This is a genomic window from Streptomyces sp. PL-29 (assembly GCF_058344425.1).
In genome coordinates this window covers 1-14417 of sequence record NZ_CP136996.1, presented here as the reverse complement: position 1 = coordinate 14417, position 14417 = coordinate 1, and the positions used below count along the sequence as shown (strand labels likewise).

At 70.2% G+C, this 14417-nt stretch carries 12 protein-coding genes and 1 pseudogene; 5 read left to right on the top strand and 8 right to left on the bottom strand.

Features of this window, described 5'->3' with window-relative positions:
- Positions 1–473: 473 nt before the first annotated feature.
- Entirely contained in the window at positions 474–1811 is a 1338-nt protein-coding gene (locus tag R4Z63_RS00065; protein WP_078557196.1) for a DUF6777 domain-containing protein, read from the top strand.
- Positions 1812–2153: 342 nt separating this feature from the next.
- Positions 2154–2678 (top strand): hypothetical protein, encoded by a 525-nt coding sequence (locus tag R4Z63_RS00060; RefSeq protein WP_384452321.1) that lies wholly within the window; start codon positions 2154–2156, stop codon positions 2676–2678.
- Positions 2679–3200: 522 nt separating this feature from the next.
- On the opposite strand, the gene R4Z63_RS00055 is transcribed toward R4Z63_RS00060, so the two are convergent.
- The 5 genes and pseudogenes from R4Z63_RS00055 to R4Z63_RS00035 form a co-directional block, all read right to left on the bottom strand.
- Positions 3201–3674 carry a hypothetical protein gene (locus R4Z63_RS00055; RefSeq protein WP_384452324.1) on the bottom strand — a complete coding sequence of 158 codons (474 nt, stop codon included), beginning with the start codon at positions 3672–3674 and terminating at the stop codon, positions 3201–3203.
- Positions 3675–3735: 61 nt separating this feature from the next.
- Positions 3736–4179 carry a DUF6262 family protein gene (locus tag R4Z63_RS00050; RefSeq protein WP_384452328.1) on the bottom strand — a complete coding sequence of 148 codons (444 nt, stop codon included), beginning with the start codon at positions 4177–4179 and terminating at the stop codon, positions 3736–3738.
- Positions 4180–4208: 29 nt separating this feature from the next.
- The gene (locus tag R4Z63_RS00045) at positions 4209–4607 is read right to left on the bottom strand and encodes a hypothetical protein (protein WP_384456663.1); all 399 of its coding nucleotides are present in this window, start codon (positions 4605–4607) and stop codon (positions 4209–4211) included.
- Positions 4604–5459, bottom strand: a pseudogene (locus tag R4Z63_RS00040) (IS5 family transposase). Before R4Z63_RS00040 ends, R4Z63_RS00045 begins: the two are co-directional and overlap by 4 nt.
- Positions 5460–5781: 322 nt before the next feature.
- Positions 5782–7266 (bottom strand): glycoside hydrolase family 15 protein, encoded by a 1485-nt coding sequence (locus R4Z63_RS00035; RefSeq protein WP_491522499.1) that lies wholly within the window; start codon positions 7264–7266, stop codon positions 5782–5784.
- Between the two features lie 180 nt (positions 7267–7446).
- Between R4Z63_RS00035 and R4Z63_RS00030 the strand changes: the two genes are divergently transcribed.
- Positions 7447–9033, top strand: a complete 1587-nt coding sequence (locus R4Z63_RS00030) for a DUF6056 family protein (protein ID WP_384454623.1) — start codon at positions 7447–7449, stop codon at positions 9031–9033.
- A 242-nt stretch (positions 9034–9275) separates the two neighbouring features.
- Here the strand turns inward: R4Z63_RS00030 and R4Z63_RS00025 are convergent, their stop codons facing one another.
- From R4Z63_RS00025 to R4Z63_RS00015, 3 genes are all read right to left on the bottom strand, one after another.
- Entirely contained in the window at positions 9276–9488 is a 213-nt protein-coding gene (locus R4Z63_RS00025; RefSeq protein WP_037930439.1) for a hypothetical protein, read from the bottom strand.
- A 237-nt stretch (positions 9489–9725) separates the two neighbouring features.
- The gene (locus R4Z63_RS00020; protein ID WP_384454626.1) at positions 9726–10208 is read right to left on the bottom strand and encodes a lamin tail domain-containing protein; all 483 of its coding nucleotides are present in this window, start codon (positions 10206–10208) and stop codon (positions 9726–9728) included.
- A 386-nt stretch (positions 10209–10594) separates the two neighbouring features.
- Positions 10595–11638 (bottom strand): MsnO8 family LLM class oxidoreductase, encoded by a 1044-nt coding sequence (locus R4Z63_RS00015; RefSeq protein ID WP_491522498.1) that lies wholly within the window; start codon positions 11636–11638, stop codon positions 10595–10597.
- 312 nt (positions 11639–11950) lie between these two features.
- On the opposite strand from R4Z63_RS00015, the gene R4Z63_RS00010 reads away from it, so the two are divergent.
- Both R4Z63_RS00010 and R4Z63_RS00005 read left to right on the top strand, forming a co-directional pair.
- Positions 11951–12925: a hypothetical protein gene (locus tag R4Z63_RS00010; protein WP_491522497.1), complete on the top strand. Its 975-nt coding sequence runs from the start codon at positions 11951–11953 to the stop codon at positions 12923–12925.
- Positions 12926–13346: 421 nt separating this feature from the next.
- Positions 13347–14408 carry a hypothetical protein gene (locus R4Z63_RS00005; protein WP_384454635.1) on the top strand — a complete coding sequence of 354 codons (1062 nt, stop codon included), beginning with the start codon at positions 13347–13349 and terminating at the stop codon, positions 14406–14408.
- Positions 14409–14417 lie beyond the last annotated feature (9 nt).

Below are 14417 nucleotides of genomic sequence, written 5' to 3'. Positions count from 1 at the left end.
GGACCGGACCGGACCGGAAAAAGCCATTGCAGGGCTTCATCAGCAGCGATGCCCCGGCCGTGACGGAACCGGCACCGATCTTCCACGCACCGGATGCATCAATCGGTGCGCACAGGCCGCCCGGTCTGCCCTGTGCCGTCCTTGCGCTTGACAGGGACGGCCATGCGCAGCGCGGAGCAGCCGCGCGAAGGAGATTTCGCCACCACAGCGAAACCAGTATGGGGGAGGAGAACCGTCATGCGCGCTCGATCGCATCGATGTCTTGTGACCTCCTTGGCCGTCGTGCTCCCGACTCTGTCCGGCCCGCCTGTGCCTGGCGATCGGGCTGCCCGCACAAGAAGGGGACACCCCGCTCCGCGGCGTCGTACCGGACGAAACCCGCGCTGCCTCTGCCTGCCCCGTGACCCGCAGCGTGCCGGCTGCCGGCAACCCCGACTGCCATACGGACCGACATCCATTGAGGAGGAATTGACATGAAACATCCACAGGTGATCAGGCGCAGGGCTGTCGCCCTCGCGGCGATCCTCGTTGGCCTAGCAGTCATCACCACGGGCTGTGCCAAGATCGCATCCCAGGGAGTCAAGGTCGCCGTACGGGCGGTGGCCCGGGGCGTTCCGACCGCCGCGCCGTTCTTCGAGGCGGCCCTCAACCTGGGGACAGATGCCCCGGTCGGCAAGACCCTAGCCCTTGAGGGCGGAGCGAAGAAGGGCAACCAGCCCGGCCTGTACGGAGGATCGCGGAACAGCAAGAGCTGCGACAAGAACAAACTCGTCCGCTTCCTGAAGAATCCGGGGAACCGCCAGAAAGCAGTCCAGTGGGCCAAGACGCTGGACATTGACGTTGACCGGATCGAAGCATTCGTGGAGAAGCTCACGCCTGTGGTGCTGCGCAACGACACCCTCGTGAAGAACCACGACTACGAGGAGGGCGAGGCGGTCGGCTTCGACGCCCTGCTGGAGGCGGGCATCGCCGTCCTGGTCGACACCTACGGCAAGCCGGTCGTGCAGTGCAGCTGCGGCAACCCGCTCCGTACTTTCGAGCACGACGTCGACAGCGCCGACGTGACGTTCGACGGAAACGGTAGGGGCAACGGAAAGAAGTGGAAGGCGTACGATCCCAGGAAGGTCGTCAAGGTCGAACCCGTGGCGGAGAAGCAGCCGGTCACGACGTACGAACTGGTCGACATCGAGGAGAAGGACGCGGGCCTCAAACGGCGTGTCGGGACGGACGGTGCGCAGGACGAAGCACTGCCGGAGGACCCCAGCGATGGGAAGGACCCCAGCACCCGGATGCCTGAAATTCGCGTTCCCGCAGTGAAGGGCAGGTCGGCCCAGGAGGCGACGCAGATCCTCGAGGACCAGGGGCTGCGGGTACAGACGAACGACGGAGCGTCCGGCAATGCCGCCCCCGGTACGGTCCTCGGCCAGGACCCGGCCGCGGACGAGCAAGTTGCCCCGGGCACCACCGTGACGCTCACCCTGGCACCGGGCCCGAGCCCGTCCGGGACGGTATCGTCCTCCCCACCTCCTCTGTCCTCCTCGCCGACCAATGGCCCGGGTACAACCCTCGTGACCGCGCTCGCGAATGCAGCGGTCCGCAAGTCCCCCTCGTCCACCAGCCCCAAGGTGAGCTCCGTGGCAGTGGGAGGCCGGTACCCGGCAGCCTGCTACCGCTACGGTGAAACCACCGACGGTCACGGCTCCACGGGCGGCATATGGGTGCAACTCCGGCTGAAGTCAGGGGGCCTCGGCTGGGTCACAGGCACCGCGTTGCAAGAAGCCCCGACCGCCGCGGGACTCAGACAGTGCTGAGCAGGGCCTGGCGCAGCGGTGCATGATCCGTTCCGGTTCCCCGCAACCTCAGCCGGCACCGCGCACTGTGCGTGCGCGGTGCTGTGACCGTCAGGTGCTCGCCGCCGCGCCGTCGCCGGCCGGCCGCAGTCCGAGCAGCCAGCCGACGCAGCCAGTCCCGCCAATCGGTAGCAGCATCAGCACCCCGGACCCAGGCAGATCGGCGGCCGAGGAGACAACGGTGCCGACGTCAGTAGGTGTTGTCGTACCGAACCTGAGACCGGTGTTTTCGCTGGTCAGGCATAGGTTCGGTGCTCTCGTGGGAGGGGTGGCTTGTCGTGTCGTCGTGCCTGGGGAGGCCGGATGTCTTCGGTCGTGGGGTTGCTCGAGCAGCGTGAGCTGGGTGCTCGCCGTCGTGTGGACGAGCTGCGGGAGGAGGCCGACCGCGTCGAGGCCGAGTTGGCCGTGGCCGAGCGGGTATGGAAGGAGTGGGTGATCGCCCGCTCGCGGGTCGGCGAGGTGCTGGGTCCGGTGGACGAAACCGCAGATCACGCACGGACCGAACCGGCGAGGCCGGCGCAGGGGCAGGCGGCGGAGGCATCGTCGGCGTCGATGGCAGCGAAGCCGAAGGCGCAGGTGCCGATGTGGCGCGAGGGGCTGGACGCGTCCGTGCCGTCGATGGACTACCAGCGCATCCTGCAGGCCCTCGCGGACCGGCATCGCCTTCATCAAGGGCCGCTGACCTGCCAGGAGATGGCGGTCTTGTTCGGCCTGGACGCGGTGCCGTCAAAGATGGAGGCGCTGCGGTCGAAGGCGAGGCGTCTGGTGGCGGGGCTGGCCGAGCGGCAGCCGGGCCGGTTCACCCTCGCGCGGAACGTGAGCGGGTAAGGCGACGGGTCATGATCATGCTCATCGACCACATGATCATTGCCTCGGCGCTGGTCGTGGATCGTTCGAAGTCGCGCACCAGGCGGCGGCTTCGCATCAGGTGGGCGAAGAGCCGCTCGACGATTCACCGCTTGGGCAGCACCACGAAGCCGCGCGTGTCGTCGCTGCGTTTGACGATCGCCAGGACCAGGGGGCGAACGCGGTCAGGCAGTGCTCGACGAGGCTGCCGGTGTAGCAGCCGTCGGCCCAGACGAGTTCCAGCTGGTGGTGGGTGCCGGCCACCTCAGCGAGCAGTGCCTTCGCGGCGGCGCGATCTCCGATGTCCGCTGCGGTGACCAGGACGAGCAGTAGGCCGAGGGGTCGACCACGATGTGCCGCTTGCTGGCATTATCTTGAGCTTGCTCGATGGGGAAGGCCCGGACCTGGGCCGATGCGATGTGGACAGTGTCCTCGACGCCGCGAAACGAGAGGCCGTTCCAGGGCCGGAGATTGTCTCGTTCGGTATGTCGTCCGTCGTGTCGGTCAGCTGGGTGACGTCTCGACGGTCACTGCTACTGAGCGGTGCCGAAGTTGGGCTGCTATGAGCTCCATCTCGACGAGAGTGCCCACCAACCCGGTCGTTCTCAGCTCCTCTGCCATCGCTCGTGCTTGTGCCAGAGACAGCTCGTGTACTTCTCGCAGAACGCGGAGGACGGTCACTCGGCTCGCTTCGGGTTCGATCAGCCGGAGTCGGGCAGGCCCGTGTTCCGTCAAGAGCGCCTGGCGGATCTCCTCGGGAGTCGCGCCGCCGCTGTCCTGCTCGCACCAGGCGACGGGGCAGCTCTGGCAGGCCCCCTCCGTTCCCCACCACAGCCTTCCTCGGTCGATGAACTGGCCGGTGTCGCGTATCAGCACGCCGCCGCAGGCTGCGCATAGCGTCGTGATCTTCACGCCCTGGGTGATCACCGTGCTCCTCGTCATCGAACCTGCCCGGATGCTGCCGTATCTGCTCACCATCGTCGACCACATTTCCTCGCCGGCGTCTTGGCCGTGGAGGCAGGTGTTGTCACGGGACAAATCATCGAGCTCTGGGTCCGATCGCTCTGGGAACTGGTGGGTCCGTCGTGACGTGCACGCTTCGGACGTCGGCAGTGCGGCGTTCGCCGAGTGCGAGGGCGAGAGCTTCCCGAAGCTGCCGGTTTTCTGCTTCCAGCTGCCGGTTGCGCGTGGTGGCGGCCTCCAGGCGCCGAAGCAGGGAGAGGTCGGAGGCCCGTTGGCGGTCAGGAACTGGCCGGGTCGCGGGGGCGCGGTGCCGGGCTCGCAGGCGTTCGATCTCGGCCCTGAGGTCCGGCTGGTTGTAGAGCCAGGACCGGGAGACGCCCGCTTCGCGGGCGACGGTCTCGAAGGTGATGGCGGTGCCGGTGGCGTCCATTCGCCGCAGGACGATGACCGCACGTCGTCGGGTTGCCGCGGCACGCCGGTGGGCCGCGGCGACGATGAGGTAGGAGTTGTCAGTCGGCATCGGTGGTCTCCTCGCGCTCTGAGAGGACGTTAAGTCCGTTTCTGGTAGCAGCCTCGTCCGGGCTGGGTGAGGAAGCCTTGGCGGGTGAGGCGTCCGAGGCGGCTGCGGGTGATGTTGACGGATGCCTCGTCGGTGGGCATGTCGAGGAGTTCGTGCAGCTCACGGGCTCGGAAGACCTGGTCGGGGTGCTGGTTGAAGGCGTTCACGATGGCCTGGTAGGCGGTGTTCGTCTCGGGTGGGCCTGGGTCACCTCCAGCGGGTGCAAGTTCGGCGATGACCTTGGCGGTGGTGGCCAGGTCCGCGAGTCGCGCTTCGGCCTCGGCCAGGGCGGCGGTCAAGTGCTGGATCTGGTCGCGTAGTTCAGCGGCCCGGGCGGTGGTCTCGTCGTGCTGGGCCTGGAGGCCGGCCAGGAGCTCGGCGACGTTCACGCGGCCAGCCCGAGGGTGTCGCGCCAGGCCGGAGACGGTGTGGTGAGGCGGCGGGCCATGTTCGCGATCGAGGCCCAGTAGACGCGTGAGGCGGAGTTGTCGGGCCGGTGGTCGTACTCACGGGCGAGGCGGCGGTGCAGCATCAACGTGCCGTTGACCTGCTCCACGATCCACCGCTTGGGCTGCGGAATGAAGCCTTTGCCCTGGTCAGCGGGGTTTCGGCGGACGATCTCGACGTCGATGTCCAGCAGTGCGCCGTGGATGAGGACCTCGTCCTTGAAGCCCTGGTCCACCAGGGCTTTCTCCAGGCGGTTGCCGCACCGCTCGGCGGCCTGGTCGAGCAGGGCGGTGCCGGCGGCGTTGTCATGGGCGGAGGCGTCCAGCACGACAACGCCGATGACCAGCCCCAGGACGTCGACGGGCCAGTCCCCGCTTGCGGCCCGACATCCTCTTGTGCGCGTCCAGCCCCGTCGTGGTCTTCGGGACACCCGCCGCGGCGCGGACGGACTGGGTGTCGATGATCACGAGGGACGGGTCCTCTAATCGGCGGGCTCTCTCCCTCACCTGGCAGCGCAGGAGTTCCTGGATGCGCTGGTCGAGGCCGTCCTGGCGCCACAGCGTGAAGTAGTAGAACACCGCCGACCAGGCCGGCAGGTCATGCGGCAGGTAGCGCCACTGGCAGCCCGTCCGGTTCTGGTAGAAGATCGCGTTCACGACTTCCCGCAGGTCGCAGGACCCGGGATCACCGGTCGCCGACCGTGCCACCCGGTCCTGCTTCCAGGCCGCGATCATCGGCTGGATCAACGCCCACTGCTCGTCCGATAAGTCGCTGGGGTACGGCTTTCTCTCCATGGCCCGCATCTCAGCATGGACATGTCTAGCAGGTGTCCGGCATGGCGATCAGTACCACGATCGAGCGATCACGAACCGAGGAAGAACGGACTTAACGTCCTCTCAGCCCCCAGGACCACAACTCCCAGTCCCAGCCCCAGTCCCAGCCCCAGTCCCAGCCCGAGCCGCAGCCGCAGGCGCAGGCGCAGCGGGTGGTGGCCGCCGCACAGGCGCCTGCGCTGCCGCCCCGCCCCGGGAAGTGTCCGCCCCCGCCCCGCCAGACGTCCGCCCCGGGAAACCTCCACACCGCCCCCGACTGCCGGGGGCCTGCGTGTCTGCTCTCCTACCGCTGCAGCGGCGGGGCCGCCATCTCGCCGGCTTCGAGCGCCACCAGCGACAGCAGCACGATCGATGCCGTCCACGCCAGTGGTGCCACCGACGCCGGCCGGCCCTCCTTGTCCACCTTTTCCGGCAGCTCTCCCAGCGCGTTCCGTTTCGACAGCACCCACTCCAGCACCGGCCCCGCCTTCGCCGGCCGGCCCTCCGCGGCCCACGCCAGTGCGAAGAACGCCGTACTGGGCGTCCACGCCACGGGCCCCCACGGAGCCCCCGGGTCATCACCCGGGGTCAGCCCCCCGTTGGGCAGCAGCAGCGCCCGATAGGTCGCATCCAGCGCCGCCGGCACACCCGCGGCCGCCGTATTGAACGGCGGCGCCATGAACGCCACCGCACTGTCACGCCCGTGCCGCCCGTCGACGGTCCGCTGATAGCCCAGCGGCAGGAACCGCTTCGCGATCCCCGCCGACAGTCGCCGCGCCGCCCGCGCCCACCGCACCGCATCCTGCGGCCGGCCCGCCTCCCGCGCCAGGTCCGCCGACGCGTTCAGCCCGGCCAGCAACGGAGCCGCCGTACCGATGTTCGCCGTGGCCGTCATCAACTCCCAGTAGTCCGCGGACGCCGGAGGCAGCCCGTCCGCCCCCAGCGAACCCGCCGCACGGTCGGCCGCCCTGACGATCATCGGATACAGGGCCATCAGCCGCTCCCGACGCCCCTGCGCCGGCGCCGCCCGATACCACTGCCACGCCGCCCACGGCACCCAGCCGTTGGCATCGAGCTGCCACCGCCGGCCGTCCGGCGGACCCGAACCGTCCAGCTTCGTACGCGCCTCCCAGCTGCCGTCCGCACGCTGGGTGGCGGCACTGTGCCGCAGGATCCGGAAGGCCTCCGCGTCATGCCCGGTGTGCGCGAACGCGGCACACGCGAAACTCGAATCCCGCGGCCACGCATACATCCAGCCCGGACTCCACCCCGCCGCCATCGCCCCGTTCGGCCGCAACAGCGCCCGCATCGCCAACAGCGCCCGCCCGGCCGCCGCCCGCTCGGCCGCGGACCTGCCCGGAATCCGCCCGGAGGCCAGCCAGGCCCGGCTCTGCCCGATCTGCCGCAACGCCCGCCCGTCCCCGGCCGCGACCACCACCGACGCCGACCGCCCCGCCGGCAGATACAACCACCGCCCCGACGCCAGCCGCAGCACATTGCTGCCCTCCACATACCGGGCACCGGCGGCCCGCGCGGCCGAAACCCCCTCGGCGGCAGCCACATTGGACAGCACACCCACGGTGGGAGCCGTGAACCGCGACAGCGGCGCATGACCCCCCGCACCACACACCGGGAAAGCCGTACCCGCGAGCGCCGCCGCGACCACCGCCCAGCAGCCAAGGACACCGGGCACCGCCACTCCCTCCGCCACACCCACGCCCCGCACACCACGCCCCCGCACACCGGGCGCACCAGCCCGCCCCTGCGGCCCATCCTCGAAGACCACCACCCGCCCCGCCACCACAACCCCGCCGCCCGGGTGAGTAGCCCGCACCCCCACCCGCCCCGCCCGGATGCCGCACACGGCAAACCGTGCACATCATGGGTGTTCGCGGGCCGTGTGATCACCACAGCCGGCGGGGCGCACCGGCCGCCCCTCCCGAGGGGCCCCACTGCGAAGGGGAGACCCATGAGTACCGTGGCGGCCGAGGACGAGGAAGAACACCTGCCCCCCTCCTCCCGCACCGGCCCAAGAACCCACTCCCACCCCCACCCGCTCCGACGCGTCGCCCTGCCCGCCGCCGCGACCCTCCTCGCCGCCGCCGGAGCCCTCGTCGCTGTCGGATGCTTCCTCGGCCTCTACACCCGCCCCGCCTCCGACGACTGGTGCGCCGCCTGGAAAACCCGCGACCTGGGCATCCTCGGTATCACCGCCGACTTCTACACCACCCAGAACGGCCGCATCACCAACGCCTTCCTCAGCGGCCTCCTCTACAGCGGCGGACCGGCCGGCACCAAAATCCTCCCCACCCTCATCACCGTCCTGCTCACCGCCGCCCTGGTCCTCCTCGGCCGCCGCCTCCTGCACGCCCTCGGCCGCACCCCACCCCTGCTGCTCCTGACCGCCTGCGCCCTGACCCTCCAGGCCCTCCTCTACTACGCGGGCACCCGCAGCTACCAGGTCCTGCTGTGGGCACCCGCCACCATCTCCCACACCCTGCCCGGCGTCATCGGCCTGTGGGCCCTCCTGCTGGCCCTGGCCACCATCAACCACCCCCGCCGCGCCGTCCGCACCGCCGGCCTCACCGGCGCCCTCCTCATCGGCTTCGCCCTCGGCACCCTCAGCGAACCCTTCGCCCTCGTCAGCGGCCTGACCGCCACCCTGACCGCCCTGCTGTGCCTGCCCCGCCTACGCCTGACCACCACCTGGCGCCCCGTCACCTGGTGCCTGCTGTGGTGCACCGGCCTCCTGTGCGGCCTCACCGTCCTCTACACCTCCCCCGGCGCCCGCTGGCGCCGCGCCCAACAGCCCGAGAAAGAACCACTGCTCTCCGCGAGCGGACTACGGGCCACCTACGAGGACTGGCTGCGCATGTGGGACACCGTCACCAGCCAGTGGGCCTACCTCGCCGCCGCGGCCGCCGGCCTCCTCCTGGGCCTGGCCGCCGCCACCCTCCGCACCCCCCGACCCCGCCCCTCACCCCCGTCCTCATCCCCGCCCTCATCCCCGCCCCTGATCCCGCCGCCGCCCGGGCGGGCGACACGGGCCGCCCTGCTCCTGCTCCCCCTGCCCGTGGTCATCCTGGGATCGTTCGCCGTCGCGGTCGGCCTGCGCAGCGGATACGGGCCCACCGGCTGGACGTACGCCCGCACCTGGACGAGCTACCTGCTACCCATGGAACTGGCCCTGTGCGGCTACGGAGTCCTGCTCGGCGCCTGGGCCGGCCCCCGCCTGGCCGCCCGCCGCCACCCCACCAGCCCCGGCACCCCGGCAGCCGCCGTCACCGCCGCGCTCTGCCTCACCCTGGCCCCCCTGGCCTCCCTCGTCCCCGCCCTCCAGCAACTCACCACCACCACGGTGGCCCGCTCCATCGCCTGGGATGCCCAGAACGCCCGCATCCGCACCGCCGCGGCACAAGGCGCCACGGACATCGGCTACCGCCCGCTGCCCATCGCCAGCCTCGCCGAACCCTTCTTCACCACCACCTACAGCCGGGATTGGGTCGCCGCCTGCGTCTCCCGCTGGTACGGCATCGACCGCATCCACCGCCGCTGACCCCCCCCCCCCCCACACACACCAGCCCCCGCCCGGCCCGCTCGACGCACACCGACCGGGCCCGGAGGGCAGACCACCCCCACCGCGGACTCCTCCCACCGTCCGGCCCACACAGCCCCTCCAAGACACCGCCAGCGCCCCCTGCCCCTGCCGCAGCCACGCACCACGAGCGGGTCCGGCCGCAGGCCCGCCCGCCCGGGACCGGCCCGCCCCTCGCCGCGAGACCCGCCCCGGTGGCCGGGTCAGGCCTCGCGGTCCATCACCCGGCGGGCCGCCTCGGCCTCCGCCGCCGGCGGCGACAACTCGTCGAGGGTGTCGAGCTCGTCGTCCGAACCCAGCTCCTCCTCCCACGCGGCCGCCAGCCGCTCCTGCTCCTCGCGCGGCCTGCCCGCCACGGCCTCCCGCCGGAGCGGCTCCAAAGCCGCCAGAAAACGCCCGACCGCGTCCGCCGTCATGCCGTACTCCTACACATCGTGGGACAGGGGAGAACGCGCCGCCCGCCGGGCCGCGCCCGGCCCAGCATCGCCAACCGGCCCCCCGCCACCAGCCCGACACGGCACGCCGCCACCCGAATGCACCCGCACCCACCCACCTGCGCACGACTGCGGGGTGTCACGGCCCGCCCGGCCGTGACACCCCGCCCCCGGGCGGCCGGCGGTCACCGTCCCCGTCGGGGCGACCACCGACCGGGATCAGCCGCGGTGCTGGTGCCCGCGACGGCCCCAGGACTCGGTGTCGACGACACCGCCGCGGTGGTCGCGCAGAGTGGCGGTGTCGCGGTCGTCCCAGATCTGGCGGGTGCGGCCCTGATAGAGGTCGTGGCGGCTGTCGCGGCCCCGTCCGGTGTGGACCTTGACGGCGGAGCGGCCCTCCAGACGGAAGTCGGGGAAGCGGTAGCGGTTGCCCTGCTGGTCGGTGAGGGTGTAGCCGCGGAGGTTGACGCCGCTCCGGCCGGTGTTCCTGATCTCGACCCATTCACGGTTCAGGGCGCGGTTGGAACGGTCGCCCCGAACCGGGCTGTCGTGGCTGACGTCGCCGATGACGAGGGCGGAGTGACGGCCGTGGTGGTCGCGGCGGTGGTCGTCCGCCGCGGCGGGCACGGCGGCGGCTCCGGCAAGGGTGCCGGCCGCCAGGACAACGGCGAGGATACGGCGGATGGCGGGGGAAGCGGACATGGAGGAAGAACCCCTTCGACGTCGACGAACGGCCCCGACCGGCACCAGCACACACGGACACGAATACGCATACGGGTGCTGCCTGGTCTGGCCTGAAACAAATCCCGGCGCTGGCCGAGGAGTCACACTCTGGCCCCCGGCGCCCCCCGGACACCGCCCGCCCGACCCCCGTTTCCCAATCCGGATATGTCCGTAACCCTCCCTTGTATCGGGCAACCGTCAAGCCCCGATTGACGCCCTGAACACGACAGTTCGCCACCCGCCGTGACACGCCTGCGCAGCAGCCCCCCACCGCCCAAGCCCCGGCACCCGCCACGACCCACACCCCTACGCCGAACGGGTGCACGGCCCTGTAACAGCCACCCCCGCCACTCCTTCGCACACGCCTACGGAAACGGTCCCGGCGTACGAGAAAACACCCCGCCACCCCCGCCCCGCCGACACGCCCTACGGCGCCGTCGCCCCCAGTACTTCCTGACCAACTCATACGAACCGACCCGGTCACGCAGGTCGTAGACAGGCGTGGTCAGCATCAACTCGTCCGCCCCGGTCTCACCCGCCAGGTGCGCGAGCCGCTCCACCACCACCCCCGGCGCCCCGACCGCCTGCTGCGCACGGAAACCGTCCAGCGCCTGCCGCTCCTGCTCGGTGAACGGATGGACCGCCGCCTGCGCCGGCGTGGGGAACGGCACCTCGCTCAGCCCCTTCAACAGCCCGGCCTTGACGACGTTCATCGGACCCGCCCGCCACACCGCCTCCTCCTGCGTCGGCGCACACACCGTCTCCACACACAGCAGCACCCGGGGCCGCTCGCACCAGCGCGACGGGGTGAACGCCGCCCGGTAACCCTCCACGGCCGCAAGGGTGTTGTCCGGGCGAATGTGATGCGCGATCGCCACCGGCAGACCGAGCGCCGCGGCGAGAGCGGCCCCCGCGACACTGGAAGCCAGCAGCCACGGCTCCGGCAGCGGCCCGAGCGCGACCTCCTCCACCAGGAACGACAAGATCGCAGCCACGTCGTCGCGGTACTCCGCGTCCGACGCCGGCCCCGCCCCACGGCGAAGCGCCCGCGCGACACCCTCGTCGAACGTGCCCGGACCACGCCCGACACCCAGATCGATACGGTCCTCATGCAAGGCGGCCAGCGTCCCAAACTGTTCCGCCAGCATGATCGGCGCGTGGTTGGGGGCCAGCACCCCGCCCGAACCGAGACGGATCACCGAGGTCGAGGCAGCCGCGTGCGCCGTCAGCACGACCGGCGGGAACGCGCCGATCGCGGGGGAGTGGTGATGCTCCGCGTACCACAGACGGCGATAACCCAGCCGCTCCACCTCCTGAGCGAAAGCCGCGGTGTCCCGCAGGGTGTCCACGGCGCGGGTGCCCGTCTGCACCATCGCGACTTCCAACGCTGAAAGAGGTATGTCGAGCATCCCGTCAGCATAGGGATCACCCTCCCCGACAACGCCCCCGATGATCGTTTTCGCGCCACCCCGGACGGCCACACCCGTCGGCCGGATCCCCCAAGCTCTCCGAATAACCCGCATACGAGAAAACGTCAAGCCCCGAATTATCGGAACATGACCGCCGCCACAGTGAATGGGCTTACTGGTTACGCGGCCCCACCGGAAAGCCAGAAAGTCGCAAAGCCGGAGAGGCCGTGGACGCGATGGAAACAACCCACATCGCGGAGGCCGCGAAATGACGGGCCCTTTCAGGGCCCAATTCCGATCAGGAGAAAAACCATGAACCGTAAGTTCGAGACGTCCCAGCCCCGCCGCAAGCGCCGAGGTTTCCGCCTCGCGACCGCCGTGGCGGCCGCCGCCATCGCCGGCGGGATCCTCATCCCCTCGACCTCCGCGATGGCGGCCCCCACCACATCGGTGGAAAGCGTCGTCAGCCACAGCAAGCACGACCACAAGAAGCACGACGGCAACCACCACGGCAAGAAGAAGAAGCGCAACAAGGGCGGCAACACCCAGGGCGGTACGCAGGGTGGCGGCAATGGGAACACCCAGGGCGGTACGCAGGGTGGCGGCAATGGGAACACCCAGGGCGGTACGCAGGGTGGCGGCAATGGGAACACCCAGGGCGGTACGCAGGGTGGCGGTAACGGGAACACCCAGGGCGGTACGCAGGGTGGCGGCAATGGGAACACCCAGGGCGGTACGCAGGGTGGCGGCAATGGGAACACCCAGGGCGGTACGCAGGGTGGCGGCAATGGGAACACCCAGGGCGGTACGCAGGGTGGCGGTAACGGGAACACCCAGGGCGGTACGCAGGGTGGCGGTAACGGGAACACCCAGGGCGGTACGCAGGGTGGCGGCAATGGGAACACCCAGGGCGGTACGCAGGGTGGCGGCAATGGGAACACCCAGGGCGGTACGCAGGGTGGCGGTAACGGGAACACCCAGGGCGGTACGCAGGGTGGCGGTAACGGGAACACCCAGGGCGGTACGCAGGGTGGCGGTAACGGGAACACCCAGGGCGGTACGCAGGGTGGCGGTAACGGGAACACCCAGGGCGGTACGCAGGGTGGCGGTAACGGGAACACCCAGGGCGGTACGCAGGGTGGCGGTAACGGGAACACCCAGGGCGGTACGCAGGGTGGCGGTAACGGGAACACCCAGGGCGGTACGCAGGGTGGCGGCAATGGGAACACCCAGGGCGGTACGCAGGGTGGCGGCAATGGGAACACCCAGGGCGGTACGCAGGGCTGACCAAGCCAGCCGAAAGACGCACCACCTCGCAGAGGCTCTCTCTGCGAGGTGGTGCCGTCCCCTTCAGCCGTTGCCCGCCCCGACCCACGTCGGGGCGGGCAACGGCTGAACCCGTACCAGGCCCCGAAACCCAGCCCGACGGGCGAGGAAGCACCGCCGAGCGCGGCCCGGTCCACCCCGCAGCTGCCCCCAGGCACACCATGGGCTACCAGCCCCCACCGCCAGGCGCCACACGACCACCCACCCTCATACGAGATTGTCAAGCCCCGAATCTCCGTCGCTTTCTCCCCGCGCCCGAAAACGGCAATCTGGAGACAGATAAACCGATCGGCCAGTAAACGGAACTGAGGCACCTGGCAAGCCGAATCCCCGGCTCGCAGAAAAACTCGGAATCCGGGTCGACCATTCAAAGGAGATTTAAATGTCGAGGAAGAAGCGCGTCGCCAACATTGCCGGTCTGTCCTGTGTCACCGCGATACTCGCCGGAACGGCGGGAGTGACATTCGCTTCCCAGGCTTCCGCACTTTCGACCGCAGCCCCGGCGGCGGCGGTGTGCAGCCTGAAGAACGGCGAGATCCGCGGCAAGGGCTTCGCCCTCAAGCAGACCTACGACGTCAAGCGCAACGGGAAGACCATCGCCCGCGCCGCCACCGGACCGAAGGGCGACATCCGGGTCGAAATCACCGGCAGCGGTCCGGTCTCCGTAGGCACGGTCCGATGCACCCCGACCGGATCCGCCTCCACGAAGGCCGACATCGCAGTGGCAACAGCACGAGGCACAGCCGCGGCCCAGCAGGCAGCGCGAGGCGGAGCCTCCAAGGAGCAGGCAGCCGCCATCGGTCGAAAGGCAGCGGCTTCGGAAGCGAAGAAGCTCGGGCTGGCGCCCTCCGTGGTGAACCAGGTGACCAACAACGTAACGAACATCGTCAACAACACGATCATCGGCGGTTCGAACAACACCATTGGTGGCACCCAGATCGGTAATGGCAACACCCAGGGTGGTACGCAGGGCGCCGGTAATGGCAACACTCAGGGTGGAACCCAGGGTGGCGGCAATGGCAACACTCAGGGCGGTACGCAGGGTGGCGGCAATGGCAACACTCAGGGCGGTACGCAGGGTGGCGGCAATGGCAACACTCAGGGTGGTACGCAGGGTGGTGGCACCGGGAACACTCAGGGTGGAACCCAGGGTGGTGGCACCGGCAACACCCAGGGCGGTACGCAGGGTGGCGGCACCGGCAACACTCAGGGCGGTACGCAGGGTGGCGGCACCGGCAACACCCAGGGTGGAACCCAGGGTGGCGGCACCGGCAACACTCAGGGCGGTACGCAGGGTGGTGGCACCGGCAACACCCAGGGTGGAACCCAGGGTGGCGGCACCGGCAACACCCAGGGCGGTACGCAGGGTGGTGGCACCGGCAACACCCAGGGTGGTACGCAGGGTGGCGGTAACGGCAACACCCAGGGCGGAACCCAGGGCTGACCAGCAGAC

Bases quoted from the DNA above. Each gene is read 5' to 3' on its own strand.
- R4Z63_RS00065 (WP_078557196.1), top strand. From the start codon at position 474: ATGAAACATCCACAGGTGATCAGGCGCAGGGCTGTCGCCCTCGCGGCG.
- R4Z63_RS00060 (WP_384452321.1), top strand. From the start codon at position 2,154: ATGTCTTCGGTCGTGGGGTTGCTCGAGCAGCGTGAGCTGGGTGCTCGC.
- R4Z63_RS00055 (WP_384452324.1), bottom strand. From the start codon at position 3,674: ATGGTGAGCAGATACGGCAGCATCCGGGCAGGTTCGATGACGAGGAGC.
- R4Z63_RS00050 (WP_384452328.1), bottom strand. From the start codon at position 4,179: ATGCCGACTGACAACTCCTACCTCATCGTCGCCGCGGCCCACCGGCGT.
- R4Z63_RS00030 (WP_384454623.1), top strand. From the start codon at position 7,447: ATGAGTACCGTGGCGGCCGAGGACGAGGAAGAACACCTGCCCCCCTCC.
- R4Z63_RS00025 (WP_037930439.1), bottom strand. From the start codon at position 9,488: ATGACGGCGGACGCGGTCGGGCGTTTTCTGGCGGCTTTGGAGCCGCTC.
- R4Z63_RS00020 (WP_384454626.1), bottom strand. From the start codon at position 10,208: ATGTCCGCTTCCCCCGCCATCCGCCGTATCCTCGCCGTTGTCCTGGCG.
- R4Z63_RS00015 (WP_491522498.1), bottom strand. From the start codon at position 11,638: ATGCTCGACATACCTCTTTCAGCGTTGGAAGTCGCGATGGTGCAGACG.
- R4Z63_RS00010 (WP_491522497.1), top strand. From the start codon at position 11,951: ATGAACCGTAAGTTCGAGACGTCCCAGCCCCGCCGCAAGCGCCGAGGT.
- R4Z63_RS00005 (WP_384454635.1), top strand. From the start codon at position 13,347: ATGTCGAGGAAGAAGCGCGTCGCCAACATTGCCGGTCTGTCCTGTGTC.